Source organism: Roseococcus suduntuyensis (genome assembly GCF_014196305.1).
Lineage (GTDB): Bacteria > Pseudomonadota > Alphaproteobacteria > Acetobacterales > Acetobacteraceae > Roseococcus > Roseococcus suduntuyensis.
This window is the reverse complement of the sequence record NZ_JACIDJ010000001.1, coordinates 1,116,614-1,142,082: the sequence shown is the minus strand read 5'-3', so window position 1 is coordinate 1,142,082 and position 25,469 is coordinate 1,116,614. Positions and strand designations below refer to the sequence as shown.

The window sequence follows — 25,469 nt, the reverse complement described above, 5'->3', positions numbered from 1 at the left end:
CGGCTGCCCCCGCCCGGTAAGATGGTAAGGTAGTAAGATGGTAAGGCGGCCCGACCCGCGCCGCCCCACCCGCCGGTCAGCTCAATCCGCTTCCCTTCGTCCGCGATCGCTAATCGCGCTCGCCTTCGTCCGCGAGCGCTAGTCGCGCTCGCCTTCATCCGCGAGCGCTAGTCGCGCTCGCCTTCGTCCGCGAGCGCTAGTCGCGCTCGACGCACATCGCGACACCCATCCCGCCGCCGATGCACAGCGTCGCCAGGCCCTTCTTCGCATCGCGCCGCTGCATCTCGAACAGCAGCGTGGTCAGCACGCGCGCACCGCTCGCGCCGATCGGGTGCCCCAGCGCGATCGCCCCGCCATTCACGTTCACCTTGGACGTGTCCCAGCCGAGGTCCTTGTTCACCGCGCAGGCCTGCGCCGCGAAGGCCTCGTTGGCCTCGATCAAATCGAGGTCCGCCACCGTCCAGCCCGCCTTCTGCAACGCCTTGCGCGAGGCCGGGATGGGCCCCGTGCCCATGATGGACGGGTCCACCCCCGCCGTGGCCCAGGAGACGATGCGCGCCATGGGCGTGATGCCGCGCTTCTTCGCTTCCTCGGCGCTCATCACCACCAGCGCGGCCGCGCCGTCATTGATGCCGGAGGCATTGCCGGCGGTGACGGTGCCATCCTTGGCGAATGCGGCGCGCAGCTTGCCCAGCACCTCCATGGAGGTGTCGGGCTTCGGGTATTCGTCCTCGCTCACCACCACCTCGCCCTTGCGGGTCTTGACGGTGACGGGGGCGATCTCGTCCTTGAAGCGGCCGGCCTTCATCGCCTCGCCCGCCTTGCGCTGGCTGTTGTAGGCGAATTCGTCCTGCTCCTGGCGCGTCAGTTGGAACTTCTGGGCCACGTTCTCGGCGGTGTTGCCCATGTGGTAACCGTGGAAGGCATCCCACAGCCCGTCCTTGAGCATGGTGTCCACCAGCTCCAGGCTGCCCATCTTGGTGCCGCCGCGCATGTTGGCCGCGTGCGGCGCCTGGGACATGCTCTCCTGCCCGCCGGCGACGACGATGGTGGCATCCCCCGTCGCGATCTGCTGCGCCGCCAGCGCCACCGCCCGCAGGCCGGAGCCGCAGAGCTGGTTGATGCCGAAGGCGGTGCGCTCCACCGGAATGCCGGCGTTCACCGCGGCCTGGCGCGCAGGGTTCTGCCCGGCGCCGGCCTGCAGGATCTGGCCGAGGATCACCTCGTCCACATCGGCGCCCGTGATGCCGGCGCGCGACAGCGCGGCCTCGATGGCGACCTTGCCCAGGTCATGCGCGGCCACCCCCGCAAGGGCGCCATTGAAGGCGCCGACAGGGGTGCGCGCGGCGGAAGCGATGACGATACCGGTCATGGGGGTGTCTCCTCGGTTGCCCGCAATGTCGCGCTTCGCCGGGTGCGGTGCAACGGTATCACGCCGAATTCCCGGGGGAGGGGAGGTTTCGCCCGTCCGCGAAAAAGCTGGAATTCGGGACGTGCGAAGCCGTAAGCTGCGACCGTAACGTTCTCCCGAGGGCTCCGTCATGGCCTCGATGGTGATCCACGACCGCCGCCTGATCGGCTCCACACCCGCCTGGTACAACTATGTCTACCAGGTCACGGCCAACTCCCCCATCCGGACCATCGTCGAGACCACCGCGCGGCGGGCCCGGCAGTCGCGGCGGCTCGCGAAGCTGCACATCCTCTGCCATGGCTTCGAGGCGAATTGGAGCATCGGCGGCCAGGTCTGCACCCCCACCGCCCATGGCGGCTTCGGGCTGCAGCTCGGCATGGAGGGGCTGAACCTCTTCAACTACACACTGGCCCGCGCCTGGAACGGGCTGGTGGACGAGATCGTTCTCTTCGCCTGCGCGCCGGCCGACACCTATCGCGAGAATGCCGGCACCTGGGGCGATGGGCGGCGCTTCTGCGGCTATCTGGCGGTCACCACGGGCGCGCGGGTCATCGCGGCGCGGGACACGCAGTATTACCACCACGATGACGGCCCGATCGATTTCGGCGCCTGGGAAGGGCCGGTCTTCGAATACAGCGCGGCCAACCCGGATGGCGTGCGCATCCAGGACCCTTCGCCCTACCGCGTGCAACGGTCCCGCGCCACTGCGGCCTGACTCACGCCCCGCGCAGCCAGTCGAGGAAAGGCCGCCACAGCGCCGCCTCCGCCCCCTGCCCGGCCACCATGCCGATATGCCCGGATGCGGCCTCATGCACCACGGCACCCGGCATCGCGCCCGCCAGCGCCCCGGCCGAAGCGGGCGGCACGATGCGGTCCCGCGCCGGGATGGCGAGGAAGGCGGGCTTGCGCCATTCGCCCGGCGCCACCGGCAGCCCCGCCACCGCCCATTCGCCGCGCGCGGGCGTGTTGGCGCCATACCAGCCGCCGATGGTCTCGCGCGCCACGGGGGCGGCGAGCGGCACGCCATCATTCAGCCAGTCCTCCAGCGCCACGAAGCGGCGGGCGCGCGGGCTGGCCGGGTCCAGGCGCCCGAAGGCACGGAATTTTTCCGCGACACCATAGGGGTCCAGCAGGGCGAACATGGCCTGCAGCGCGTCCACCGGCACCGTGCCCGTGGCCTCCATCACCGGCTCCAGCCCCGGCAGCAGCTTCGCCAACCGCGCAGCGCCCGGGTCCACATGGAAATCCCAGGGCGTGGCCAGCAGCGCCAGCGCCCGCACCCGCGCGGGCTGGCGCAGCGCGGCGGCCAGCGCCAGCAGCCCGCCCATGCAATAGCCGGCCAGGACCACGCCTTCGGGCGCCGCCAGCAGGGCGCGTTCGAGGCGACCGGCGATGTGGTCCGTCAGGGTGAAGCGGCGTTCCAGCGGGCCCGGCCAGCCCCAATCCAGCAGCAGCGGCCGGACGCCCTGGGCGCGCAGGAAGCGCAGGAAGGAGGCGCCCTCGTCCAGGTCCAGCACATGGGCGCGGTTCACGAGCGAGGGCACGAACAGCACGGGCGGGCCACCCCGCCCCCCTGGGCCGCCATAATCCAGCAGCCGGGCCGCACCCTCGCGCCAGATCACCGGCGGCTCCTCCAGCCCGCGCTGGTGCGGGTGGCGGCGATAGGCGGCCAGCCCCTTCAGCAGCGCCGCATCCGCCCGCCACAGCCGCCGCAGCACCGCGGCGCGGAACTGTTCACCCGCGAGAGGGTTTCCGCCTTGGCGCAGCGCGTCGAGCGCGCGGCCGATCCGCGCCGCCTCCGCCCTTCCCTCCCTCGATCGAGGCCAGGCGGCGTTCCAGCTCATCGAGCCTTGCGCGGAGGGCGGTGGCATCATCAGCGCGCTCAGCCCCCGGGCCTGGCTCAGCAGCAGGTGCAGTGGCAGGGGGCGCGGGCCGCGGCGCCTCGGGCTGTGCGGGCCGTTCACGCGGGGGCCAGGCGGCCGCGGTCGCGGCTTGCGCCCGCCAGAAGGCGGCCATGAGGGCGATGCCCGCGGCCCAGGCCTCGGCCAGCTCGGTGTCCTGGGCCAGCGCCGTGACCTCGCTCTCCCAGAGGGAGATCCAGTCGGCGGCAAGCTGGTCGAGTGGGTCGGGCGGCTCCATCCATGCCTTTAACGCTCCAGCCGGCGCACAAGCCAGGGGCGGCAGAGACTTATCGCATCCCGGGCCGCGCGTGCTAGAGTTGCGGCCGCAACAAAGCCCGAATGGGGAACGTCACATGTCCGACGAGAGCGCCGCCAGCAAGCCGTCAAAACCCCCTGTGGTGGTGAAGAAGTATGCGAACCGGCGGCTCTACAACACGGAAAGCAGCAGCTACGTCACGCTGGACGACCTGGCGCAGATGGTCCGCCAGGGCCGGGACTTCGTGGTCTATGACGCGAAATCGGGCGACGACATCACCCGCGGCGTGCTGACGCAGATCATCGTGGAGGAGGAGGCGAAGGGCAGCCACCTGCTGCCCGAGAGCTTCCTGCGCCAGCTCATCGGCTTCTATGGCGACAGCCTGCAGGGCGTGGTGCCGCGCTACCTGGAAATGACCATGCAGGGCTTCGCGCGCCAGCAGGAGGAGATGCGCCGCGGCGTGCAGGAGGCCTTCCGCCCCTTCACGCTGGAGGAGATCAGCAGCCGCAACATCGCCATGATGGAACGCGCGATGAATCTGTTCAGCCCCTTCCAGGGCCGCAGCGAGGTCGAGGCGCTCAAGGCCGAGAACGCGAAGCTCAAGGAGGAGCTGGGCAAGCTCAAGGCCAAGGTCTGACCGGGCCGCCCGAATGTCCATCAACTCAGTAGGAATTATATCGACGCCAGGACGCCAGCACCGTTAATCTCCCCTTCACCAGACACAGGGAGAGTTCCATGCCTGACAGCCTGCCCCCCGTGGCGGCCGAGCCGGTGAATATCGAGCCTCCCGTCTCCGCGCTCGATGCCATGCTCACCCCCGCCGACATCCTCTTTACCCGCAACAACGGCACGGTGCCGGACAACCTGCCGGGCTGGACGCTTTCCGTCACCGGCCTCGTCGCGCGCGAGCTGGCCCTGACGCCCGAGGCGCTGCGCGCCCGCTTCCCGACCGTCGAGATCGTCTCCGTGCTGGAATGCGCGGGCAACAACCGCAGCGCCATCACCCCCGCCGTGGACGGGCAGCCCTGGGGCCCGGGCGCCGTGGGCTGCGCGCGCTGGACGGGCGTGCGGTTGGCCGATGTGCTGGAGGCCGCCGGCGTCTCGCCCCGCGCCGTCTATGTGGGCTTCCGCAGCCCCGACCATGTGATCGGCAAGCCGGGCGTGGAGGCGCTGTCGCGCGGGCTGCCGCTGGCCAAGGCGCTCTCGCCCGAGACGCTGATCGCCTTCGGGATGAATGGCGCGCCGCTGAGCGCGCTGCATGGGGCACCGCTGCGCATCGTGGCACCCGGCTTTCCCGGCTCGGCCTGGCAGAAATGGCTGCGTGAGATCGTCGTGCTGGACCGCGAGCATGACGGCGCGAAGATGACCGGCCTGGACTACCGCATGCCGCGCCACCCGCTCCGCCCCGGCCAGGACCCCGCCGGCACCGAGTTCGACGTCATCACCGACATGCCGGTGAAGAGCCTGATCACCGCGCCGCTGGAGGGTTTTTCCACCCCCGGCCCCGTGGCGGTGCGCGGCTTCGCCTGGAGCGGCCATGTGCCGCTGGCGAAGGTGGAGGTCTCGGCCGATGGCGGCGGCACCTGGCACCCGGCGCGGCTGGAGCCTGGGGCCTCGCCCTGGGCCTGGCGGCGCTTCACGACGGAGCTGGCCGTGCCCCCGGGCCCCGTGACGCTGCTGGCGCGCGCCACCGACATGGCGGGCAAGACCCAGCCCATGGACCCGCCCTGGAACCCCCGCGGCTACCTCAACAATGCGGTGCAGCGGGTGGGGGGGGTCGTGGCGGGCTGAAAGCCCGCTGCGCCAGGAAAAGGGTGGCGGGCTGAAGGCCCGCTGCGCCGGTCAGGTTGCGGCAGGCTGACACACCGCCGCCTCGCCCTCGGCCGCCAACTGCGCAAGGCTGGTGCCGTCCAGGATGCGCGCCGTCGCGTCGCGCACCTGGCGCATCAGGCGGCGGATTTCGCAACTCGGCGGGTCGGGGCAGTCCATGCAGGGCTGGTAGGCCGTCAGGCTCGCGCAGGGGATGGGGGCGAGCGGCCCATCCAGCGCGCGGATGATGTCCGAGACCGGGATCTCGGCCGCCGCGCGCGCCAGCGCATAGCCGCCCGCCTTGCCGCGCCGGCTGTTCACGAAGCCGTGGCGCCGCAGGTCCAGCAGGATGGCTTCCAGGAATTTCTGCGGGATGTGCCCGCGCTCGGCCAGTTCATGGATGGGCAGGATGGGCCGCCCCGTGTCGTCGGCCGCCAGGATGCACAGGGCGCGCAGCCCGTATTTCGCCCGCTGGGTCAGCATGGACGCGCCCCTTCCTGGTCGTCAGACCATCAGCATGCCGCCATTCACATGCACCGTCGTCCCCGTGACCCAGCCGGCCTCGTCGGACGCCAGATAGACCACGGCGGAGGCCACGTCCTTCGCCTCGCCCATGCGGGCCAGCGGGATGCGCGAGAGCAGGGTGGTCTTCTGCGTCTCGTTCAGCTTGTCGGTCATGGGCGTGGCGACGAAGCCGGGGGCGACCACGTTCACCGTGACACCCCGTGGCGCCACCTCCTGCGCCAGCGCCTTGCTCATGCCGATGAGGCCCGCCTTGGCCGCGGCGTAGTTCGCCTGGCCCGCATTGCCCGTCACGCCCACGATGGAGGCGATGGAGACGATGCGCCCGGTGCGCCGCTTCATCATGCCGCGCAGAGCCGCGCGCGCCAGGCGGAAGGGGGCGTTGAGGTCCACCTCCAGCACGGCGTTCCAGTCCTCGTCGCCCATCCGCAGCGCCAGCATGTCGCGCGTGAAGCCGGCATTGTTGACGAGGATGTCGAGCTTGCCCTGCGCGGCCTCGATGCCCTCCACCAGCGCGGCGGGGGCGGCGGGGTCGGCGAGGTCGGCCGGCATGACGCTGGCGCGGTCGCCCAGTTCGTCGGCCACGGCCTTCAGTTCCGCCTCGCGCCGCCCGGTCAGCACCACATGGGCGCCCTGGGCGTGCAGCGCGCGGGCAATGCCCACCCCGATGCCCGAGCTGGCGCCGGTGACGAGGGCGATCTTGCCGTCAAGCTGGAACATGCGTCTCTCCGTCGAGGCGTTTCATCATGAAGTAGCGCGAATGGCCCGGCGGATTGTCGGGCAGGGTGCCGAAGAGGGTGTAGCCCTGCTTCTCGTAGAAGGGCCGCGCCTGGAAGCTGAGCGTGTCGAGATAGGCGCCGACGCAGCCGCGCGCGCGGGCCTCCTCCTCCATGCGGCGCAGCAGTTGCGCGCCGAGGCCGTCGCGGCGGAGGTCCTCGGGCAGCCAGAACATCAGGACGTGCAGCCAGGCGGCGTAGCAATACCCGTGGATGCCGCCGGCGGGCACGTCCTCTCCGTCGCGGAAGACCATCAGCCGCAGCGGCTTGTAGCCATGCGGGCCGATGAAGGGGCCGTTGTAGGACGCGAAGCCGGCCACCAGCACGTCTTCCAGCGGCGTCTGTTCCGCCTCGGAGAGAACGATGCGCATCTCAGAGCGTCTTCGCGAAGGCTTCGATGTCGGCGGGCGTGCTGACGGCCATGGCGCTGGCCTCCGGCGCGTTGCGCTTCATCAGCCCGGTCAGCACCTTGCCCGCGCCGATCTCGACGAAGCGGGTGCAGCCGGCGGCGGCCATGGCGGCCACGCATTCGCGCCAGCGCACCGTACCCGTCACCTGGCGCACCAGCAATTCGCGGATGGCCTCGGGGTCGCTGACCGGCGCGGCGGTCACGTTCGCCACCACGGGCACGGCGGGGTGCACCATGCGGGCCTTGGACAGCGCATCGGCCATCACCTCGGCCGCCGGGGCCATCATGGCGCAGTGGAAGGGGGCGGAGACGGGCAGCAGCATGGCGCGCTTGATGCCGGCGGCCTTCGCGGCCTCGATGGCGCGTTCCACGGCGGCCTTCGCGCCGGAGATGACCACCTGGCCGCCGCCATTGTCGTTGGCGACCTCGACCACCTCGCCTTGCGCGGCCTCGGCGCAGATGGCCCGCGCCTGCTCGGCCTCGGCACCCAGCAGGGCGGCCATGGCGCCCTCGCCGGGGGCCACGGCCTGCTGCATGGCATCGCCGCGCACGCGCAGCAGGCGGGCGGCGGTGGGCAGGTCGAAGCTGCCGGCCGCGGTCAGCGCGCTGTATTCGCCCAGGGAATGCCCGGCCACCAGCGCCACGCGCCGGCCCAGGTCGAAGCCCGCCTCGGTCGCCAGCACCCGCACCACGGCGAGCGAGACGGCCATCAGCGCTGGCTGGGCATTGGCGGTGAGGGTGAGTTCCTCGGCCGGCCCCTCGAAGATGAGGCGGGAGAGGCGCTGGCTCAGCGCGTCATCCACCTCCTGGAAGGTGTGGCGGGCGATGGGGAAGGCATCGGCCAGGTCGCGGCCCATGCCCGGGGCCTGGCTGCCCTGGCCGGGGAAGACGAAGGCGAGTGACATTTTTGTTCCGTGCGTTTGGCGGAATTGCCATTGCCCCGCCGCGCGCGCCTGTCAACGGGTTAATCTGGCCAGACGGCCCCGCGCGTCACGCGCCCGCGCCTACGCCCTGCGGCGATCGCGCGGGGGCTGCCCGAGCGATTCACGCCTCCGGGCTTGTGCCCTGCGGCGATCGCGCGGGGGCTGCCCGAGCGATTCACGCCTCCGGGCTTGCGCCCTGCGGCGATCGCGCGGGGGCTGCCCGAGCGATTGACGCCTCCGGGCTTGTGCCCTGCGGCGATCGCGCGGGGTCACGCATCCATCTTCAGGGCGGCGATGAAGGCGCTCTGCGGGATTTCGACCTTCCCGAACTGGCGCATCTTCTTCTTGCCTTCCTTCTGCTTGTCCAACAGCTTGCGCTTTCTGCTGATGTCGCCGCCATAGCACTTGGCCGTCACATCCTTGGACAGGGCGCTGATGGTCTCGCGCGCGATCACGCGCCCGCCGATGGCCGCCTGGATGGGAATCTTGAAGAGCTGGCGGGGAATCAGTTCCTTCAGCTTCTCGCAGATCTGGCGGCCGCGTTTGTCGGCCGCACTCCGGTGCGCCATGAAGGACAGCGCATCCACCGGCTCGTTGTTCACGAGAATGCTGATCTTCACGAGGTCGCTCTCGGCGTAGCCGTCCATCACGTAGTCGAAGCTGGCATAGCCCCGGCTGACGGACTTCAGGCGGTCGTAGAAGTCGAACACCACCTCGTTCAGCGGCAGGCGATAGACCGCCATGGCGCGGGTGCCGACATAGGTCAGTTCCACCTGCTGGCCGCGGCGCTCGTTGCACAGGGTCAGGATGGCGCCGAGATGCTCGTCGGGCACGAAGACGGTCGCCTTGATCCAGGGCTCCTCGATGGCCGCGATGCGGGTCGGGTCGGGCATGTCGGCGGGGTTGTGGAGTTCCTCCACCACGCCGTCATTCATCCGCAGCTTGTAGACCACGCTGGGCGCGGTCGCGATGAGTTCCAGGTTGAACTCGCGCGAGAGGCGTTCCTGGATGATCTCCAGGTGCAGCAGCCCCAGGAAGCCGCAGCGATAGCCGAGGCCCAGCGCCAGCGAGGTTTCCTGCTCATAGTGGAAGCTGCTGTCGTTCAGGCGCAGCTTGCCCAGCGCATCGCGCAGCTTGTCGAAATCGTCGGCGTCCACGGGGTAGAGGCCGCACCACACCACCGGGATGCTGTCCTTGAAGCCGGGCAGCGCCGCCGCCGCGGGGGTGCGGTCATCGGTGATGGTGTCGCCCACCTTGGTGTCGGCCACGGTCTTCATGGCCGCCGTCAGGAAGCCCATCTCGCCCGGGCCGAGGCTGTCCACCGGCACCATCTTGGGCGTGAAGACGCCCACCTGGTCCACCGTGTAGGTGGCGCCATTGGACATCATGCGGATCTTCTGCCCCTTCTTCAGGTGCCCGTCCTTGATCCGCACCAGGATGACGACGCCGAGGTAGCTGTCATACCAGCTGTCCACCAGCAGCGCCTTGGTCGGCGCCTTGGCATCGCCGGTGGGCGCGGGCAGGCGCGTGACGATGGCCTCCAGCACGCCCTCGATGTTGAGGCCGGTCTTGGCGGAAATCTCCACCGCCTCGCTGGCGTCGAGGCCGATCACGTCCTCGATCTGCTGCTTCACGCGCGCGGGCTCGGCCGCCGGCAGGTCGATCTTGTTCAGGACCGGCACGATCTCGTGGTTCGCATCAATGGCCTGATACACATTGGCCAGCGTCTGCGCCTCGACACCCTGGGAAGCGTCCACCACCAGCAGCGAGCCCTCGCAGGCGGCCAGGCTGCGCGACACCTCATAGGCGAAGTCCACATGGCCCGGCGTGTCCATGAGGTTCAGCACATAGGTCTCGCCATCATTCGCCTTGTAGTGGATGCGGACGGTCTGCGCCTTGATGGTGATGCCGCGCTCGCGCTCGATGTCCATGCTGTCGAGCATCTGTTCCTTCATGTCGCGCAGCGCCACGGTGCCGGTGGACTGGATCAGCCGGTCGGCGAGCGTGGACTTGCCGTGGTCGATGTGCGCCACGATGGAGAAGTTACGAATGCGGTTCAGCGGGGTATCGGTCATGGGGGCCCGGTCTGGCGGCGCCCGGATGATGCCGGGCGCGGTGGGTTCGGGATGGACATAGGCCAGACGGGCGGGAAGTCAAAGCGCGGAGGTGACGAAGCGGCCCGTGGCGGCGAAGCTGGCCCCTTCCCGCAACCGGAGAGCTCCATGCCCAAGCGCGCCATCACCTCCGACAAGGTGTTCAAGTCCCGCCTGCCCTTCGCCCAGGCCACGGTCGCGGGGGGCTTCATGTTCGTCTGCTGCGTGGGCTCGAACCGCGATGGGAAGTATGCGGTGGGCGACGCCCGCGCCCAGACCCAGCAATGCATCGACAACATCCGCGCCCTGATCGAGGAAGCGGGCGGCACCCTGGCCGACGTGGTGAAATGCACCGTCTATGTGACGGGCCGCGAGCACTGGGCGCCGATGAACGAGGTCTATTTCGCCAATTTCGCGGAAGACCCGCCGCATCGCGTGTCCTGCATCGTGGCCGGGCTGGGCTCGCCCGATTGCCTGGTGGAGATTGATGCCACGGTCTACTTGGGAGAGGGCTAGCGCGCAGGGTTGGTGTGGCGGCTGCGCGCCGGAACAGCAGACGGCAGCAGCGGCGCCAGCCGCAGCATGGCCAAGGCCCCGAGCAGCGGCCCCGCCGCCAGCACCGCGAACCCCCCGCCCCAGCCCAGCGCCGGCACGGCCCAGGCCATCATCTGGATGACCGGCACGGTCAGCAGGAAACCGAGGCAGGTCTGCACCGTCAGCATGGTGCCGACCAGTTCGGGCGGGGCGCAGAGGCTGGTGCAGGCGCTGAACTGCGCCGAATCCGCCACCACGAAGATGCCCCACACGAAGACCAGCACCAGCGTCAGCGGCAGGAAGAGCCCCGCCGTGCTGCCCGCCAGCAGGGCGCAGGTGCCGCTGACCAGCATGGCGAGTGCGGCCATCCGCGCCCGGTTGAAGCGGTCGGCCAACGCGCCCAGCCCCACGCAGCCGATGGCGCCGGCGCCCACCACCAGCGTGGTCCAGACGCCCGCATCGCCGGGCAGCCCCTGCCCCGCCAGGAACAGCCCCACCCAGGCCCACATCGCGTAGAGTTCCCACATGTGGCCAAGGTAGCCCGCATTGGCCAGGCGCAGCCGCCGGTCGGTGAAGGCCAGCAGCGCGGCGCGCGGGTTGAAGGGCGGGCGATTGGCCTGGTTCGGGCCCTCCCGGAAGGGCAGCACCAGCAGCCCGCCGAGTGCGGCCAGCGCGCCCGAGGCCACATAGACCGCCAGCGGGTCCAGCCCGCCCAGCAGCGCCGGCAGCGCATGGGGTGCCGCCGAACCCAGCGTCAGCGCCCCCACCACGATGCCGATGAGCAGCCCGAGATCGCCTTGCGCCCAACCCGAAGCGAGCTTCATCCCCACCGGATAGACGCCCGCCATGGCCGCCCCCGCCACGAAGCGCAGCCCATAGGCGGCCCATCCGGCCGGCGGCAGGAAGGCCTGGGCCGCCGTGGCCGCGCCCGCCAGCAGGGCGGACGCCAGGAACAGCCGCCGCGCCGGCAGGCGGTCCGCCAATGACAGCAACGCCGAAACCAGCGTGCCCGCCACGAAGCCCAGCTGCACCGCCGCCGTCAGCCAGCCCGCCTGCGCCCCCGTGATGGCGCCGGAGGCGAGCAAGGGCGGCACCGTGGCCGCGCCCGCGAACCACACCGCCGGCGCCAGCATGATCGCCAGCGCCAGCAAGGTGAGGTTCCGCGCCTTCATCCCCTGAGCGTCGCGCCCGTGGCCTTCGCCACCGCCGCCACCACCTTCTGGGCCACGGCCTCGATCTCGGCGTCGGTCAGGGTCTTGTCGCGCGGCTGGAGCGTGACCTCGATGGCGAGGCTCACCTTGCCCTCGGGCAGGTTCGGCCCGGCATAGCGGTCGAACAGCGTGACCTCGCTGATCAGCGCGCGTTCCGCGCCCTGGGCCGCGCGCAGCAGTTTCTCGGCCGGCACGCTCGCGTCCAGCAGGAAGGCGAAGTCACGCCGCACGGGCTGGAGGGCCGAAAGCTCCGGCGCCGACTTCTTCCGCCGCTTCGGCTCGGGGATGGCATCCAGGAACAGCTCGAAGCCCACCGTGGCGCGCGGCAGGTCCAGCGCCTCGCAGAGCCTGGGGTGAAGCTGCCCGAACTGCGCCAGGACGGTCTTGGGCCCCTGCCGCAGCACGCCCGAGCGGCCCGGGTGGTAATGCCCCGGCGCGTCGGTGGTGGTCTGGAGGGCCGCCATGGGCACGCCCAGCGCCTCCAGCAGCGCCATCACGTCGCCCTTGGCGTCCAACGCGTCGAGGTCCCGTGCCGGCGCGGCCCAGTTGGCGGGCGTGCGGCCGGCGCGCAGGCCCACCGCCATGGCCATCTGCCCGGCGGGCGTGGTGTCGCGATAGCCGCCGCCCAGCTCGCACAGCGCCACATCCGGCAAGCCCCGCGCCGCGTTGCGCGCGGCGGCCAGAGCGAGCGAGGCGAGCGGCGTGGGCCGCATCTGGTCGAGGTCCGAGGCGATGGGGTTTTCCAGGCGCAGCGCCTCGGGCGTTTCCCCGAACATCGCGACGATGCGATGCTCGATGAAGCCATAGGTCACGCATTCCTGCAGGCCCCGTGCCGCCAGCAGGCGCCGTGCCAGCGCCGCCCTGCCCTGCTTCGCGTCCAGCGAGGGCGCGGGCACGGGCGAGGCCACGGGCAGCGAGACGGCCGGCACGGCATCCAGCCCGCCCAGGCGCAGCACCTCCTCCACCAGGTCGCATTCGGCTTCCACCGCGGCGCAGCCCTCGGCGGCGGTAGCCGCGCGGGTGGCGTCGAGGCCCGGGTCCTGGTCGAGATGGATGGCGGCCGCGATGTCGTTGCGCCAGGGCGGCACCGCGACCGTGATCGCCGCGTCATCCGCCGATTGCAGCACGAAGCCGAGGCGCGTCAGCCGCGTCACCGCCTCGTCGAGCGGGAGGTCGAGGCCGCCCAGCCCGGCCAGGCGTTCCAGCCGCAGCGTGGCGTTGCGTTCCCAGGCCGGGGGCGTGCCGGCTTCGCTGACCGTGCTGGGCTCGCCGCCGCAGAGTTCCATGATCATGGCCGTGGCCGCGTCCAGCGCGGAGGGCAGCAGCGAAGGGTCAATGCCGCGCTCGAACCGCGCACGGGCATCGGTGAAGACATTGTGCCGCCGGCCCGACAGCGCCACGCGCACCGGGTCGAACAGCGCGCATTCGATGAAGCATTCGGTGGTGGTCTCGTCGCAGCCCGAAGGCTCGCCGCCCACGATGCCGCCCAGCGCCTCGGCCCCCGCCGCGTCGGCGATGACGCCGTCCTCGGGCGTGAGCGTGTAGGTCTTGCCGTTGAGGGCGGCCAGTTCCTCGCCCTCGCGCGCCATCCGCATGGCGAGCGTGCCGCCCTTCACCTTCGCCACGTCGAACACGTGCAGCGGGCGGCCGATGTCGAAGGTGAAGAAGTTCGTGATGTCCACCAGCGCCGAGATGGGCCTGAGGCCGATGGCGCGCAGCCGGTCCTGCAGCCATTGCGGGCTGGGGCCGTTCTTCACGCCGCGCACGGCGCGCCCCAGCACCCAGATGCAGGCGCGCGGGTCCTCGATGGTCCAGCGCAGCGGGGTTTCGTAGGCGGGGGTGATGGCGGGCGGCACGCGCGGGTGCAGCGTGCCGAGGCCGGCCGCCGCCAGGTCGCGCGCCACGCCGCGCACGGAAAGCGCATCGCCGCGGTTGGGCGTGACCTTCACCTCGATGATGGGGTCGTCGAGCCCGGCCCAGGCGACGTAGCTGCTGCCCACCGGCGCGTCGGGCGGCAGGTCCACGATGCCGTCATGGTCCTCGCCCAGCCCCATCTCGCGGGCGGAGAGCATCATGGCCTCGCTCTTCACGCCGCGGATTTCGCCGGCCTTGAGCGTGATGCCGGTGCCGGGGATGAAGGCGCCAGGCAGGGCCGCGACCCCCACCATGCCGGTGCGCGCGTTGGGCGCGCCGCAGACGACGGAAAGCTCACGCCGATCGCCCACATCCACGCGCAGCGCGCGCAGGCGGTCGGCATTGGGGTGGGGTGCCGCTTCGATCACGCGCGCGATGCGGAAATGGGCGAGTGCGGCGCCACGGTCCTCCACGCCCTCCACCTCGATGCCGATGGCGGAAAGGGTGGTGGTGATCTCGTCCAGGGTGGCGGTGGTGGCGAGGTGTTCGCGCAGCCAGGAAAGCGGGAACTTCATGGGATCAGCGATGCCCCTGAGGAATGCGGCCGCACAGCGGCCGCCGCCGCCCGACCGAGCGTGACCGCAGGTGCGCCAGTGGCGCGGCGAAGCCAAGCGCGCGGATGCGCGCGCCCGGCGCTTGAGGGCGGGAAGAACACGCTTGCGGCGCCGGCCGCCGTGCGGCCGGATTTTGCGTTGTGGCGCATGGCTACACGCCCTCGTGCAGGTTGGCGGGAGAAAGAGGGTTCGTGCCGTAGTGGCTCAGCCATCTCGTATCGCCCTCGAAAAACGGCCTGAGGTCGGCCATGCCGTGCTTCAGCATCGTGATGCGCTCGATGCCCATGCCGAAGGCGAAGCCCTGCCACTCGCGCGCATCCAGCCCGCAATTGGCCAGCACGCGCGGATGCACCATGCCGCTGCCCAGGATTTCCAGCCAATCCGTCCCCGCGCCGAGTTCGCCCGTCTTGCGGTTCCAGCCGATGTCCACCTCCATCGAGGGCTCGGTGAAGGGGAAGTAGCTGCTGCGGAAGCGCACCGGCAGGTCGGAAATCCCGAAGAAGGCGCGCAGGAAATCCGTCAGGCAGCCCTTGAGGTGGCCGAGCGTGATGCCGCGATCAATCACCAGCCCCTCCACCTGGTGGAACATGGGGCTGTGCGTCGCGTCATGGTCGGCGCGGTAGGTGCGGCCGGGCGCGATGATGCGGATGGGCGGCGCCTGCCCGATCATGGTGCGGATTTGCAGCGGGCTGGTCTGCGTCCGCAGGACCGTCCGGCGCCCGTCGGTTTCACCGGGCAAGTAGAACGTGTCCTGCTCCTGCCGCGCAGGATGGTGGTCGGGGATGTTGAGCGCCGCGAAATTGTACCAGTCGCCCTCGATGTCCGGGCCTTCCACCACGCGGAAACCCATGGCGCCGAAGATGGCGGTGAGTTCCTCGATGGTGCGGGAGATGGGGTGGATGCCCCCCTTCCCACCCGGCGCGAAGGGCCGCGGCGGCAGCGTCACGTCCAGGCGCTCTGCGGCCAGGCGGGCGTCCAGCGCGGCCGCTTCCAGCACGGCCCGGCGCGCCTCGATGGCCGCTTCCAGCCGCGTCTTGAGCGCGTTCACGGCCGCCCCGCGCGCCTTGCGCTCCTCGGGCGGCAGGGCGCCCAGCGTCTTGAGCAGCCCGGTCAGCGCGCCCGCCTTGCCCAGCGTGGCCACGCGCACCGCCTCCAGCGCGCGCAAATCGGCGGCGGCGGCAAGCTCCGCCTCGGTCCGGGTGGCGAGTTCGGCGAGGTCATCCGACATGACAATGGTCCCGAAACATGAAAAAGGGCCGCCCACGCTTGCGCGCAGCGGCCCTCCGAAACACGACGCGTAACCCGGGCTGTCAGGCCTGGGGGCGCGCTTCCTTGGCCTTCTGGACGATCTCGGCAAAGGCCGCGGGCTCGTCGAAGGCGATGGTGGCCAGGACCTTGCGGTCCATCTCGATGCCGGCCGCCTTGATGCCCGCGATGAACTGGCTGTAGGTCATGCCATGCTCGCGCGTGGCGGCGTTGATGCGCTGGATCCACAGGCCGCGGAACTCACGCTTCTTGTTGCGGCGGTCGCGATAGGCGTATTGCAGCGCCTTCTCGACGCGCTGCAGCGCCGCGCGGTAGGTCGTGGACGAACGGCCGACATAGCCCTTCGCCAGGTCCAGGACCTTCTTGTGACGGGCATGGGCGGTAACGCCGCGCTTGACACGTGCCATCTGCTCTCTCCTCTAGCCGCGCTTTACCGGGACAGCCCGTAGGGCAGCCACTGCATCACCGTCTTGGCGTCCTGCGGCTCAAGAACCTGGGTGCCCCGGTTCTGGCGCTTGGCCTTCTGGCTGCGGTTGGAGAGCATGTGCCGCTTGCGGCCCGGGCCCGCGAGGACCTTGCCGGTGGCGGTGATCTTGAAGCGCTTCTTGGCGCTCGAGGTGGTCTTCATCTTGGACATTCGGGCCCTCCGATCGGTGGGTTGGGGCGGCCCCTGACTGCCACACCATGTGGCGGAGGCACGCGCGCCCGGCCAGGCTGTCCAATGGCCATGGTCGGGCGGGAGGCAGGCTTCTACAGGCGGGGCGGCGCGGAGTCCAGCCCGGCCCCATGCGGCGTGGCTGGGCGGCTGATTCACGGCTTCGGCGTTACACCGAAGCCGACCAGACGCTAGTCCGGACGCGGCGGGGCCGGCACCACGGGCGGCGGCGGCACCAGCCCGCCGGCGATGGGCGCCAGGGCCTCGCGCGCCGGCGCGGGGGCCAGGGCGGGCTCCGTGGTCGGTGCCAGCGTCGGGGCGGGCGCGGGCGCGGGCGCCGCCGCGGCGGGCGCCATCACGGCCCCCGAGGGCGCCTCGGCCGCCGCGGGCTCCGTGTAGTCGGGCACGATGCGCGCCTGCGCCCCCTTGATGACCAGGACGCGGGTGCCGTTGGGCAGGGGCTCCAGGTCGCGCTGGGTCACGCTGACCAGCGACCCGTTGCCCTGGCGCACGACGTATTCGATGGCATCGGTATTGGCGGTGGCGCGCTCGGCCGTGGTGCCGATGATGCCGCCCAGCAGCGCGCCGCCCACCGCGCCCAGTGCCGCGCTGACGCCGCCGCCCCCGGCCGCGCCGCCCACCGCGCCGCCCGCCGCCGCCCCCGCCGTGCCGCCCGCCGCGCCATCGGCCGCGATGGCGACCCGGCGCGAGCCCAGCACCACCCCCTGCTCGACCGGGTTGGCCTGCTGCACGGCGGTGGTGCGGTATTCATCGGCCGAGAAACGGTCGGCGCAGGCCGCCAGCATCAGGAGCGCGAGGAGAAGGGCGAAGCGTCTCATGGCCCGGCAGATAGGCACCTTGGGGCTGTTACGCCAAGGGCACCAATGGCCTATATCCGCCCCATGCGTGTTCCTTTCCGCAAAATGCACGGCCTGGGCAATGATTTCGTCATCCTGGATGCGCGCGCCCGGCCCTTCGACCTGCCCGCCCCCGCCATCGCCGCCATGGGCGACCGGCACCGGGGCGTGGGCTTCGACCAGCTCATCACCATCGCGCCCGCCACCGATGCGGATATCACTCTGCTGTTCCACAACAGCGACGGGACCGAGGCCGGGGCCTGCGGCAATGGCACGCGCTGCGCCGCCAGCCTGATCCTGGCCGAGACAGGCAAGCCGCGCATCACCATCCGCACCGCGCACGGCCTGCTGGCCGCCGAAACCTTGCCGGATGGCATGGTGCGCGTGGACATGGGCAAGCCCCGCCTGGAATGGGACGCGGTGCCGCTGGCCCGCGCGATGGACACGCTGCATGTGCCGCTGGCCGCGGAGGGGGTTTCGGATGCCGCCTGCTGCTCCATGGGCAACCCGCACGCCACCTTCTTCGTGGAGAGCCTGGACGCGCTGGACATCGCGCGCATCGGGCCACTCCTGGAACACGACCCCCTGCTACCGCAGCGTGGCAATATCGGCTTCGCGCAGGTCCTGGCGCCGGACCATATCCGCCTGACCGTGTGGGAACGCGGCGCGGGGCTGACGCTGGCCTGCGGCTCCGGCGCCTGCGCCACCGTGGTGAACGCCGTGCGGCGCGGGCTGACGAACCGCGCCGTCACCATCACCATGCCGGGCGGCGACCTGATGCTGGAATGGCGCGCGGACGACCATGTGCTGATGGCCGGCCCCGTCGCCACGTCCTTCACGGGCGAGTTCCCTGTTGGCTGAGACGCTGACCTTCGGCTGCCGGCTGAACATCGCCGAGAGCGAGACCATGCGCCGCCTGGCCGGCGACATGGACGCGCTGATCGTGAACACCTGCGCCGTCACGGGTGAGGCCGAGGCCCAGGCCCGCCAGGCCATCCGCCGCGCGGCGCGGGAGAAGCCCGGGCGGCCCATCCTCGTCACCGGCTGCGCGGCGCAGATCAATCCTGGCGCCTGGGCGGCGCTGCCTGGCGTCGCGCGCGTCATCGGCAATGGCGCGAAGCTGGACCGCGCGCGCTGGGATGCGCCCGTGGCGGCCATGGACCGCGAAGCGCCCATCGGGCTGGCGGCAGGTGGCGGCACGCGGGCCTTCCTGGCGGTGCAGCAGGGCTGCGACCACGCCTGCACCTTCTGCATCATCCCCGCCGGGCGTGGGCCGGCACGGGCCATGCCGGTGGACCAGGCGGTTGCGGCGGTGCGCGACCTCGCTTCCCGCCATGCCGAGGTGGTGCTGACGGGGGTGGATCTGGCCTCGCACCCCGAACTGCCGGCGCTGATCCGTGCGGTGCTGCGCGCGGTGCCGGAATTGCCGCGGCTGCGCCTGTCCTCGCTGGACCCCGCCGCGCTGGATGATCGCTTCTGGGCCGTGTTCGCCGAGGAGCCACGGTTGGCACCCTACCTTCACCTCTCGGCGCAGCATGGCGATGACCTGATGCTGAAGCGCATGAAGCGCCGCCATGCCCGCGCCGATGTGCTGCGCGTGGCCGCCCGCGCGCGTTCGCTGCGGGGCGATGTGGCGCTGGGCGCGGACCTTATCGCGGGCTTCCCCACCGAAGCCGAGGCGCATTTCGCCGCCATGGAGGCGCTGGTGGCCGAAGCGGGCCTCTCCTTCCTGCATGTGTTCCCCTATTCCGCCCGCACCGGCACGCCGGCCGCGCGCATGCCACAGCTTCCCATGGCGCTGCGGCGCGAACGCGCGGCGCGGCTGCGCGCGGCGGGTGCGGCGGAACGCGCGCGGTTCCTGGCCGCGCGCATCGGCACCACCGCCGAGGCGCTGTTCGAGGCCGATGGCCGCGCCCACACCGAGCATTTCGCGCCCCTGCGCGTCGCCTCGCCCCCGCCCGCCGGCACGCTGCTGCGGCTGCGCGTGGCGGGCAGCGACGGCACCACCCTGACCGGGGAGACGATCTGATGGCCCTGCGCGATCTCTGGAACCGTCTGCGCGGCAAGGAGGAGGGCGCGAAGCCCGAGGAGGCCCCCCCATCGCCGCCGGAGGTGGCGAAGGAAGCGCCGCCGGGGGCGGTGCAGGAAACGCCCCCGGAGCTTGTCCCGGAGCCGCCAGCACCGGTCACGGAAGCGCCTCCCGCACCGGTCCAGGAAGCCCCGCCCCCGGTGATCGAGGCACCCCGGCCGGACGTGCCGCCGCCGCCGGTGGTCGTGCCGCCCCCACCCGCCCCGGCCCCGGTGGCGGCCGAACCCGAGGAACCGCGCGGCTTCTTCGCGCGGCTCAAGGCGGGGCTGTCGCGCTCCACCGCCAAGCTCACGCAATCCATCACCGGCGTCTTCACCAAGCGCAAGCTGGACGACGAGGCGCTGGAGGAGCTGGAGGAGACGCTGATCAGTGCCGATCTGGGCGTCGCGGCCTCGCAGCGCATCGTGGCCGGCTTCCGCCGCACGCGCTTCGGGCGCGAGGCGACGGATGAGGAGATCAAGTCCGCGCTCGCCGAGGAGATCGCGGCCATCCTGACGCCCGTGGCCCAGCCGCTGGAGATCACGCCCGGCCACGCGCCGCATGTGGTGCTGGTGGTGGGCGTGAACGGCACGGGCAAGACGACCACCATCGCGAAGCTGTCCGAGCAGTATCGCGCCCAGGGCCTCAAGGTCTGGATGGTGGCGGGCGACACCTTCCGCGCCGCGGCGGTGGAACAGCTCCAGGTCTGGGGCGAGCGCACGGGCGCGCATGTGGTTGCACCCGCGAAGCATGGCGCGGACGCGGCCGGCCTCGCCTTCGACGCGCTGCGAGACGCGCGCGCGGCGGGCGCCGATGTGCTGCTGGTGGACACCGCCGGGCGCCTGCACAACAAGACCGCGCTGATGGACGAGCTTCGCAAGGTGGTGCGCGTGTTGAAGCGCCATGGCGAGGCGGTGCCGCATTCCACCCTGCTGGTGCTGGACGCGACCACGGGCCAGAACGCCGTCAGCCAGGTGCGGGTGTTCAAGGAGATGGTGGAGGTGACGGGCCTCGTCGTCACCAAGCTCGACGGCAGTGCCAAGGGCGGCGTGGTGGTGGCGCTGGCGCAGGAATTCGGCCTGCCGGTGCATGCGGTGGGCGTGGGCGAGAAGGCGGCCGATCTGCGGCCCTTCGAGGCGCGGGATTTTGCGCGGAGCCTCGTCGGGCTGGATTAACCCCCAAACGAAAGCGGCGCGGAGGGCAGCCCCGCCCCAGCGCCCGATCGGCGCTGGCGAAGCCGAAGCCGTGAATCGGCCGCAGATAAGAAAGCGGCGCGGAGCCAAGCTCCGCGCCGCCGCATCGGTCGGGCCAGCGCCCTGGACCGTTTACCCCTGCGCCGCACCCACAATGGCGAAAGCGACGACCCGGGGCCGGGACCAGTTCCGGCCAAGCGAACGATGAGACACCGGATCACCTCCTTTCATTTGTTGCAGTGCAAAGTCTGCCCCCGCGCCGACGCGTGACGCAAGCGCCGAATTGCTACGGCGCGTGTCAGGCCGAGGCCTTGTCCGCCTGCACCATCCGCCCATCCTCCATGTCCACGATGCGGTCCGCGAGGTCGAGGATGCGCGGGTCATGCGTCACCAGCAGGATGGGCACGCCGCGCCCCTTCGCCAGGTCGCGCAGCAGGCGCACCACCTCCTGCCCCGTCTGCTTGTCGAGTGCGGCGGTGGGTTCGTCGGCCAGGATCAGGCCAGGATCACCGGCCAGGGCGCGGGCGATGGCCACGCGCTGCCGCTGCCCGCCGGAAAGCTGCGCGGGCTGCTTCTCCAGGTGGTCGGAGAGGCCCACCGCGCCCAGCATCTGGCCCGCGCGCGCCAGGCGCTGCGCCTCGGAATGCCGGCCATCCAGTTCCAGCGACATCGCCACATTTTGCCGCGCCGTCAGGAAGCCCAGCAAATTGTGGTTCTGGAAGATGAAGCCGATGCGCCGGCGCAGCCGCACGCGCTGGCCTTCGGACGCGCCCAGCAGGGATTCGCCCAGCACACGGGCCTCGCCCTCCTGCATGGCGCGCAGCGCGCCGATCAGCGTCAGCAGCGTCGTCTTGCCCGAGCCGGAGGGGCCGGTGAGGATCACGATCTCGCCCGGCCCGATGCGGAGGTCCACCTCGCGCAGCACCTGCCGGCGCAACTCGCCCTCGCCATAGGCGAAGTTCACGCCCCTAAGTTCGACGGGGGACAGTTCGACGGGGGCCGCGTCCATCAGAACATGTCCGCCGGGTTGGCGTCGCGCAGCTTGCGCATGGCGAGAAGCCCGGCCGCGAAGCACATGCCGAAGATCAGCAGGAACACGCCCACCGCGCGCTCGGTGTACATCTCCAGCGGCAGGAAGGTGGCGCCGGCCACATAGCCATAGAGCAGCGTGGACAGCACGAAGCCCGGGATGAACCCCACCACGGCCAGGATCACCGCCGCCCCCAGCACCACGCGGGCGAGATAGCCGTTGGAATAGCCCATGGCCTTCAGCGTGGCGTATTCCGAGAGGTGCCCCGCGATGTCCGCGAACAATATCTGGTAGACGATCACCATTCCCACCACGAGGCCCATCACCGAGCCGAAGAGGAAGATGAAGCCGATGGGCGTGCCCGTCTCCCAGTAGAGGCGTTCGCGCGCCACCATCTCGGCATGGGTCAGCACCAGCACGTCGCCGGGCAGCAGCGCGGCGAGCCGCGCCTGGGTGGCGGCCACATCGGCCCCCGGCCGCAGCTTCAGCGCGACAAGGTCCGCGTTGGCGGCCTGCCGGGAGAAGACGCGGCGGAAGTTCTGCTCGCTCAGCACCACATTGCCGTCGGCGCCGAAGGAGGGGCCGACCTCGACCAGACCCACCAGCTCCATCTCCCGCGTGCCGAGCTGGATGGCGAAGGGGCCGTCGCGCGCGAACATGGTGGCGACCGGCCCGAATTCGGGGCGGGAGAGCCGGTCGAAGGCGAAGGTGTCGGGCCGGCGGAGTGCGGCCGCGACATCGGCCAGGCCCGGGAAATCCACCGCCCCCGCATCGGCGTCGAGGCCGATGAGCTGCACGGCGCGGCGGCTGCCCGTCTCGGGGTTTCGCAGCGTCACCTGCGCCAGATAGACGGGCACGGCGCGGTCCACCTCCGCATCGGCCAGGGCCTGCCAGGCGCGGGCGCGCGGGATGGCCTCGGCGCGGAAACTGGCCTCCGTCAGCGGGTGCATCAGGAACAGGTCCGCCCGCATGGCGCGGAACAGGTTGGTGGCGCTGTCGAACAGCGCGCCGCGGAAGCCGAGCTGCATGAAGACCAGCAGGCAGGCGAACATGACGCCCGCGATGGCGGTGGCCAGCCGCGCGCGGTCGGCGCGCAACTGCCGCCACGCCAGCCGCAGCGCCAGAAGCAGCCCCGCCAGCAGGCCGGGGTCGCGCCGGGGCGCTGGCGGGGGTTCGACGGCCTCGCCATTGCGCTCGGGCGCCCACGGCAGGAGTTTGGCGGGCGGCGGGACCTCGTTCATCGGCGGAACGCCAGCGGCGTCGGGCCATTGGGACGTATGGCCACCTGCACCTGCATGTTGCTGCGCCGGCGCACCAGGGCGGCGGCCTCGTCGGAGAGGGTCAGGCGCACCTCCACCGTGCGGGCGTCCACCGCCGCCACGGGGTCGGTGCCGGCCTGGGTGGTGCGGCGCACCTGCCAGCCGATCTCGCTGAGGGTGGCGGGCAGGCGGCGGGCCTCGCCGGGGATGATGACCTCGGCGGTGGCACCCAGGCGCAGGCGGGCCACGTCCGTCTCGAAGACATCGGCCACCACCTCCATGCGGCTGAGGTCGGCCATCTCCATCAGCCCGTCGCTGCCCACCTGGTCGCCCGGCCGGGCGAAGATGCGCAGGATGGTGCCGGCGATGGGCGCCCGCACGCGGGAGAGTTCGGCATCGGCCTCGGCCTTGGCCAGTGTCGCTTCCGCCACCGCCACCCGCGCCTCGGCCAGCGCCAGGTCCTCGGGGCGGGCAGCGGTGAGGGTGGCGAGGTCAGCCTCGGCCTGGGCGCGCTCAGCCTCCAGCCGGGTCAGGGAGAAGCGGGCGCGTTCGGCCGCCGCCTCGGCGCCGGCGCCGGAGGGCACCAGGCGCGTGGCCCGCGCCGCCTCGCGCCGGGCGAGCTCCACCTGGGCGGCCAGGCTCTCGATGCGGGCGCGCTGGGCTTCGCGCTCCGAGGGGCGGGCGGCCTCGCGCGTGCGGGCGAGGGCCGCGCGCTGTTCCTCCAGCTGGCCGCGCGCCTGGGCGATGGCGGCTTCCTTCTGGGCCACATCCGCGAATTCGGCGAGCAACTGGCCGGCCGCAACGTCCTGCCCCTCCTCCACATGCAGGGCGGAGAGGCGCGAGACGTTCATCCCCCCCGGCTGGTTCAGCCGGCGGATGCGCGAGGCGGGCTCGATGCGGCCCAGCGCACCCACGCCCATGGCCTCGGGCAGGGTCGCGGCAGTGGCGGGGGCGGGTTCGGGCGGGGGGGCACCCTGGCCCAGCATGAGCCAGGCGCCGCCCAGCGCGGCCCCGCCCAGCACCAGGGCCAGCAGAAGGGGGCGCTTCATGGCGACCCCGCCTGCGGCACGGCGAGGCGTTCGAGGGCGGCGCGCATGGCGGCCAGTCCCTCGGCGTCCATCTCGTACATGCCGAAGATGCGGCCCATGAACAGCCCGTCGCCCGCCGCCATGATGGCCAGCGCATGGCCCGGTGGCAGGGCGTCCTGGCGCAGCCGCGCCCGGATGTCGGCGAAGACGCGGCGGATGGGGTCGAGCAGCGCCGGGTCATGGTGGAAGGCGGCGAGGAAGACGGCGGCGGCGCGCTGGTGCTGCTCGCACACCATATGCGGGTCGTCGAAGGTCCAGGCCAGAATGGCGCGGGTGGTGCGGGCGAGGTGCGGGGGCTGGGCGTCGAGCACCGCCTCGAACTCGGCGGCCACGCGGTCGGCGAGGCGCCCCAGCAACCCGGCCAGCAGCGCCTCCTTGGAGGCGAAATGGTAGAGCAGCCCGCCCTTGGACACCCCGGCCTCGCGCGCCGCGGCCTCCAGTGTGAGTGCCGTGACACCGCGCGCCTGCACGATGCGCTCGGCGGCGTCGAGGATGCGGGTGGGCGCGTCAGGGGGCGGCGGGGGGCGTTCCAGCATGCCTCTGAGCTAGACCGGCTGGACGGTTTGTCAACCGTCCGGTCGGTATAGTGGGCTTAGCGGCGGCTGATTCACCGCTCCGGCGTCCCGCCTCCGCGGATCAGACGCTTGGATGAGCGGCAGATTCATCGCTCCGGCGTCCCGCCTCCGCGGATCAGACGCTTAGATGAGCGGCTGATTCACCGCTCCGGCGATAGGCCTCCGCGGATCAGACGCTACGCCACCACAGGCTGGAACTGCGCCGCCAGCATGGCATCCAGCATCGCCGCCGATTCCGCCTCCCACACCAGCCCCACGCTGACCACGCGCACCTGGTCGCGGAACGCGATCGGGATGCGGACCCAGTCCTTGCGCGTGGTGACAGGGATGGCGTTCAGCCCGGCCGCGCGTTCCAGCAGGGCGCGCATATCGCCCTCGTCAAAGGGGTAGTGGTCGGCGAAGCATTCGCTGCCCGCCAGCACCGCGCCCCCCAGCCGCAGCGTGTTGAGGAATTTGCGCGGGTTGGCGATGCCGCAGAAGGCGAAGACATTTTCGCCCGCCAGCGCCTCCATCTCCGGCCCGGGCGCCAGGTCGCCGCGCAGCACGGGCATACCGGGCGGCAGGGCCGAAAGCGCCCCCGTCTCGTCCGAGCCGATCAGCACGGCGGCGGCGCAGCGGGCGGCGGCCATGGCCACGGGCTCGCGCAGCGGCCCGGCCGGGATCACGCGGCCATTGCCGAAGCCGTAATTGCCATCAATGGTCAGCAGGGAGAGCGTCTTGGTCAGCGTCGGGTTCTGCAGCCCGTCATCCATGATGATGGCGCCCGCCCCCGCCTCCACGGCAAGCTGCGCGCCGGCGGCACGGTCGGCGCTGACCCAGGTGGGGGCGAGTGCCGCCAGCAGCAGCGCCTCGTCGCCCACCTGTTCGCTGCCATGCTGCTCCGGGCGGACGCGCAGCGGGCCCTTCACGCTGCCGCCATAGCCCCGCATCAGGAAATGCGCCGAGACGCCCAGGGTGGACAGCCGCCGGCCGAGATCGAGCGCCAGCGTCGTCTTGCCTGCGCCGCCCGCCGTGGCGCCGCCGCAGCAAAAGACGGGCACGGGGGCTTCCCAGCCCGGCCGCGCCATGCGCCGCGCCGTCGCCCCCGCATAGATCGCCGCGATGGGGGAGAGGAGCACAGGCCACACCCCCCCGTCGCGGCCCCAGAAATCCGGAGCCCGCATGC

The 25,469-nt window shown here is 71.5% G+C and carries 25 protein-coding genes; 7 read left to right on the top strand and 18 right to left on the bottom strand.

Annotated features, from left to right (window positions below; translation table 11 throughout):
* Positions 1-196: 196 nt before the first annotated feature.
* On the bottom strand, positions 197-1,372 hold the full coding sequence (locus GGQ83_RS05375; RefSeq protein WP_184382609.1) for an acetyl-CoA C-acetyltransferase: 1,176 nt from the start codon (positions 1,370-1,372) through the stop codon (positions 197-199).
* 169 nt (positions 1,373-1,541) lie between these two features.
* Between GGQ83_RS05375 and GGQ83_RS05370 the strand changes: the two genes are divergently transcribed.
* Positions 1,542-2,126: a hypothetical protein gene (locus GGQ83_RS05370; RefSeq protein WP_184382607.1), complete on the top strand. Its 585-nt coding sequence runs from the start codon at positions 1,542-1,544 to the stop codon at positions 2,124-2,126.
* 1 nt (position 2,127) lies between these two features.
* Here the strand turns inward: GGQ83_RS05370 and GGQ83_RS05365 are convergent, their stop codons facing one another.
* Entirely contained in the window at positions 2,128-3,255 is a 1,128-nt protein-coding gene (locus GGQ83_RS05365; RefSeq protein WP_242535002.1) for an alpha/beta fold hydrolase, read from the bottom strand.
* 410 nt (positions 3,256-3,665) lie between these two features.
* Here GGQ83_RS05365 and phaR point away from each other — a divergent pair, with 410 nt between their 5' ends.
* Together phaR and GGQ83_RS05355 are read left to right on the top strand one after the other, a co-directional pair.
* The gene (gene phaR, locus GGQ83_RS05360) at positions 3,666-4,205 is read left to right on the top strand and encodes a polyhydroxyalkanoate synthesis repressor PhaR (protein ID WP_184382605.1); all 540 of its coding nucleotides are present in this window, start codon (positions 3,666-3,668) and stop codon (positions 4,203-4,205) included.
* A gap of 98 nt (positions 4,206-4,303) precedes the next feature.
* On the top strand, positions 4,304-5,359 hold the full coding sequence (locus GGQ83_RS05355) for a sulfite oxidase (RefSeq protein WP_184382604.1): 1,056 nt from the start codon (positions 4,304-4,306) through the stop codon (positions 5,357-5,359).
* A gap of 51 nt (positions 5,360-5,410) precedes the next feature.
* Here the strand turns inward: GGQ83_RS05355 and GGQ83_RS05350 are convergent, their stop codons facing one another.
* From GGQ83_RS05350 to lepA, 5 genes are all read right to left on the bottom strand, one after another.
* Positions 5,411-5,860: an RrF2 family transcriptional regulator gene (locus GGQ83_RS05350; RefSeq protein WP_184382602.1), complete on the bottom strand. Its 450-nt coding sequence runs from the start codon at positions 5,858-5,860 to the stop codon at positions 5,411-5,413.
* Positions 5,861-5,881: 21 nt separating this feature from the next.
* Positions 5,882-6,619, bottom strand: a complete 738-nt coding sequence (fabG, locus tag GGQ83_RS05345) for a 3-oxoacyl-[acyl-carrier-protein] reductase (protein ID WP_184382601.1) — start codon at positions 6,617-6,619, stop codon at positions 5,882-5,884.
* Positions 6,606-7,046: a GNAT family N-acetyltransferase gene (locus GGQ83_RS05340; protein WP_184382599.1), complete on the bottom strand. Its 441-nt coding sequence runs from the start codon at positions 7,044-7,046 to the stop codon at positions 6,606-6,608. The genes fabG and GGQ83_RS05340 overlap by 14 nt, the downstream gene beginning before the upstream one ends.
* 1 nt (position 7,047) lies before the next feature.
* The gene (fabD, locus tag GGQ83_RS05335) at positions 7,048-7,989 is read right to left on the bottom strand and encodes an ACP S-malonyltransferase (protein WP_184382598.1); all 942 of its coding nucleotides are present in this window, start codon (positions 7,987-7,989) and stop codon (positions 7,048-7,050) included.
* Positions 7,990-8,276: 287 nt separating this feature from the next.
* Positions 8,277-10,082, bottom strand: a complete 1,806-nt coding sequence (lepA, locus tag GGQ83_RS05330; RefSeq protein WP_184382596.1) for a translation elongation factor 4 — start codon at positions 10,080-10,082, stop codon at positions 8,277-8,279.
* 147 nt (positions 10,083-10,229) lie between these two features.
* Between lepA and GGQ83_RS05325 the strand changes: the two genes are divergently transcribed.
* Positions 10,230-10,616, top strand: a complete 387-nt coding sequence (locus GGQ83_RS05325; protein WP_184382595.1) for a RidA family protein — start codon at positions 10,230-10,232, stop codon at positions 10,614-10,616.
* On the opposite strand, the gene GGQ83_RS05320 is transcribed toward GGQ83_RS05325, so the two are convergent.
* The 6 genes from GGQ83_RS05320 to GGQ83_RS05295 all read right to left on the bottom strand — a co-directional run bounded on the left by GGQ83_RS05320 (position 10,613) and on the right by GGQ83_RS05295 (position 17,073).
* Entirely contained in the window at positions 10,613-11,806 is a 1,194-nt protein-coding gene (locus GGQ83_RS05320) for an MFS transporter (RefSeq protein ID WP_184382594.1), read from the bottom strand. The two genes, GGQ83_RS05325 and GGQ83_RS05320, sit on opposite strands and share 4 nt — an antisense overlap.
* A complete protein-coding gene (gene pheT, locus GGQ83_RS05315) occupies positions 11,803-14,274 on the bottom strand; it encodes a phenylalanine--tRNA ligase subunit beta (RefSeq protein WP_184382592.1) in 2,472 nt (823 codons plus the stop codon). The genes GGQ83_RS05320 and pheT overlap by 4 nt, the downstream gene beginning before the upstream one ends.
* A 190-nt stretch (positions 14,275-14,464) precedes the next feature.
* Entirely contained in the window at positions 14,465-15,541 is a 1,077-nt protein-coding gene (gene pheS / locus GGQ83_RS05310; RefSeq protein ID WP_184382590.1) for a phenylalanine--tRNA ligase subunit alpha, read from the bottom strand.
* 82 nt (positions 15,542-15,623) lie between these two features.
* On the bottom strand, positions 15,624-15,986 hold the full coding sequence (gene rplT / locus GGQ83_RS05305; RefSeq protein WP_184382589.1) for a 50S ribosomal protein L20: 363 nt from the start codon (positions 15,984-15,986) through the stop codon (positions 15,624-15,626).
* Positions 15,987-16,009: 23 nt separating this feature from the next.
* Positions 16,010-16,216, bottom strand: a complete 207-nt coding sequence (rpmI, locus tag GGQ83_RS05300) for a 50S ribosomal protein L35 (protein WP_184382587.1) — start codon at positions 16,214-16,216, stop codon at positions 16,010-16,012.
* 209 nt (positions 16,217-16,425) lie between these two features.
* Complete coding sequence (locus GGQ83_RS05295; RefSeq protein WP_184382586.1) at positions 16,426-17,073, bottom strand: hypothetical protein; 648 nt, start codon at positions 17,071-17,073, stop codon at positions 16,426-16,428.
* Positions 17,074-17,136: 63 nt separating this feature from the next.
* Between GGQ83_RS05295 and dapF the strand changes: the two genes are divergently transcribed.
* From dapF to ftsY, 3 genes are all read left to right on the top strand, one after another.
* Positions 17,137-17,952 carry a diaminopimelate epimerase gene (dapF, locus tag GGQ83_RS05290; RefSeq protein ID WP_184382584.1) on the top strand — a complete coding sequence of 272 codons (816 nt, stop codon included), beginning with the start codon at positions 17,137-17,139 and terminating at the stop codon, positions 17,950-17,952.
* On the top strand, positions 17,942-19,120 hold the full coding sequence (locus tag GGQ83_RS05285) for a MiaB/RimO family radical SAM methylthiotransferase (protein WP_184382957.1): 1,179 nt from the start codon (positions 17,942-17,944) through the stop codon (positions 19,118-19,120). The genes dapF and GGQ83_RS05285 overlap by 11 nt, the downstream gene beginning before the upstream one ends.
* Before the next feature lie 272 nt (positions 19,121-19,392).
* The gene (gene ftsY, locus GGQ83_RS05280; protein WP_311727423.1) at positions 19,393-20,334 is read left to right on the top strand and encodes a signal recognition particle-docking protein FtsY; all 942 of its coding nucleotides are present in this window, start codon (positions 19,393-19,395) and stop codon (positions 20,332-20,334) included.
* Between the two features lie 316 nt (positions 20,335-20,650).
* On the opposite strand, the gene GGQ83_RS05275 is transcribed toward ftsY, so the two are convergent.
* The 5 genes from GGQ83_RS05275 to lpxK form a co-directional block, all read right to left on the bottom strand.
* Positions 20,651-21,361 carry an ATP-binding cassette domain-containing protein gene (locus GGQ83_RS05275; RefSeq protein WP_184382581.1) on the bottom strand — a complete coding sequence of 237 codons (711 nt, stop codon included), beginning with the start codon at positions 21,359-21,361 and terminating at the stop codon, positions 20,651-20,653.
* The gene (gene devC, locus GGQ83_RS05270; protein WP_184382579.1) at positions 21,361-22,623 is read right to left on the bottom strand and encodes an ABC transporter permease DevC; all 1,263 of its coding nucleotides are present in this window, start codon (positions 22,621-22,623) and stop codon (positions 21,361-21,363) included. Before devC ends, GGQ83_RS05275 begins: the two co-directional genes overlap by 1 nt.
* Positions 22,620-23,690, bottom strand: coding sequence for an HlyD family efflux transporter periplasmic adaptor subunit (locus GGQ83_RS05265; protein ID WP_184382578.1), 1,071 nt, complete (start codon positions 23,688-23,690; stop codon positions 22,620-22,622). The genes devC and GGQ83_RS05265 overlap by 4 nt, the downstream gene beginning before the upstream one ends.
* Positions 23,687-24,265 (bottom strand): TetR/AcrR family transcriptional regulator, encoded by a 579-nt coding sequence (locus GGQ83_RS05260; RefSeq protein WP_184382576.1) that lies wholly within the window; start codon positions 24,263-24,265, stop codon positions 23,687-23,689. Before GGQ83_RS05260 ends, GGQ83_RS05265 begins: the two co-directional genes overlap by 4 nt.
* A gap of 215 nt (positions 24,266-24,480) precedes the next feature.
* Positions 24,481-25,431 carry a tetraacyldisaccharide 4'-kinase gene (gene lpxK, locus GGQ83_RS05255; protein WP_456315297.1) on the bottom strand — a complete coding sequence of 317 codons (951 nt, stop codon included), beginning with the start codon at positions 25,429-25,431 and terminating at the stop codon, positions 24,481-24,483.
* Positions 25,432-25,469: the final 38 nt, after the last annotated feature.

Bases quoted from the DNA above. Each gene is read 5' to 3' on its own strand.
- GGQ83_RS05375 (WP_184382609.1), bottom strand. From the start codon at position 1,372: ATGACCGGTATCGTCATCGCTTCCGCCGCGCGCACCCCTGTCGGCGCC.
- GGQ83_RS05370 (WP_184382607.1), top strand. From the start codon at position 1,542: ATGGCCTCGATGGTGATCCACGACCGCCGCCTGATCGGCTCCACACCC.
- GGQ83_RS05365 (WP_242535002.1), bottom strand. From the start codon at position 3,255: ATGAGCTGGAACGCCGCCTGGCCTCGATCGAGGGAGGGAAGGGCGGAG.
- phaR (WP_184382605.1), top strand. From the start codon at position 3,666: ATGTCCGACGAGAGCGCCGCCAGCAAGCCGTCAAAACCCCCTGTGGTG.
- GGQ83_RS05355 (WP_184382604.1), top strand. From the start codon at position 4,304: ATGCCTGACAGCCTGCCCCCCGTGGCGGCCGAGCCGGTGAATATCGAG.
- GGQ83_RS05350 (WP_184382602.1), bottom strand. From the start codon at position 5,860: ATGCTGACCCAGCGGGCGAAATACGGGCTGCGCGCCCTGTGCATCCTG.
- fabG (WP_184382601.1), bottom strand. From the start codon at position 6,619: ATGTTCCAGCTTGACGGCAAGATCGCCCTCGTCACCGGCGCCAGCTCG.
- GGQ83_RS05340 (WP_184382599.1), bottom strand. From the start codon at position 7,046: ATGCGCATCGTTCTCTCCGAGGCGGAACAGACGCCGCTGGAAGACGTG.
- fabD (WP_184382598.1), bottom strand. From the start codon at position 7,989: ATGTCACTCGCCTTCGTCTTCCCCGGCCAGGGCAGCCAGGCCCCGGGC.
- lepA (WP_184382596.1), bottom strand. From the start codon at position 10,082: ATGACCGATACCCCGCTGAACCGCATTCGTAACTTCTCCATCGTGGCG.
- GGQ83_RS05325 (WP_184382595.1), top strand. From the start codon at position 10,230: ATGCCCAAGCGCGCCATCACCTCCGACAAGGTGTTCAAGTCCCGCCTG.
- GGQ83_RS05320 (WP_184382594.1), bottom strand. From the start codon at position 11,806: ATGAAGGCGCGGAACCTCACCTTGCTGGCGCTGGCGATCATGCTGGCG.
- pheT (WP_184382592.1), bottom strand. From the start codon at position 14,274: ATGAAGTTCCCGCTTTCCTGGCTGCGCGAACACCTCGCCACCACCGCC.
- pheS (WP_184382590.1), bottom strand. From the start codon at position 15,541: ATGTCGGATGACCTCGCCGAACTCGCCACCCGGACCGAGGCGGAGCTT.
- rplT (WP_184382589.1), bottom strand. From the start codon at position 15,986: ATGGCACGTGTCAAGCGCGGCGTTACCGCCCATGCCCGTCACAAGAAG.
- rpmI (WP_184382587.1), bottom strand. From the start codon at position 16,216: ATGTCCAAGATGAAGACCACCTCGAGCGCCAAGAAGCGCTTCAAGATC.
- GGQ83_RS05295 (WP_184382586.1), bottom strand. From the start codon at position 17,073: ATGAGACGCTTCGCCCTTCTCCTCGCGCTCCTGATGCTGGCGGCCTGC.
- dapF (WP_184382584.1), top strand. From the start codon at position 17,137: ATGCGTGTTCCTTTCCGCAAAATGCACGGCCTGGGCAATGATTTCGTC.
- GGQ83_RS05275 (WP_184382581.1), bottom strand. From the start codon at position 21,361: ATGGACGCGGCCCCCGTCGAACTGTCCCCCGTCGAACTTAGGGGCGTG.
- devC (WP_184382579.1), bottom strand. From the start codon at position 22,623: ATGAACGAGGTCCCGCCGCCCGCCAAACTCCTGCCGTGGGCGCCCGAG.
- GGQ83_RS05265 (WP_184382578.1), bottom strand. From the start codon at position 23,690: ATGAAGCGCCCCCTTCTGCTGGCCCTGGTGCTGGGCGGGGCCGCGCTG.
- GGQ83_RS05260 (WP_184382576.1), bottom strand. From the start codon at position 24,265: ATGCTGGAACGCCCCCCGCCGCCCCCTGACGCGCCCACCCGCATCCTC.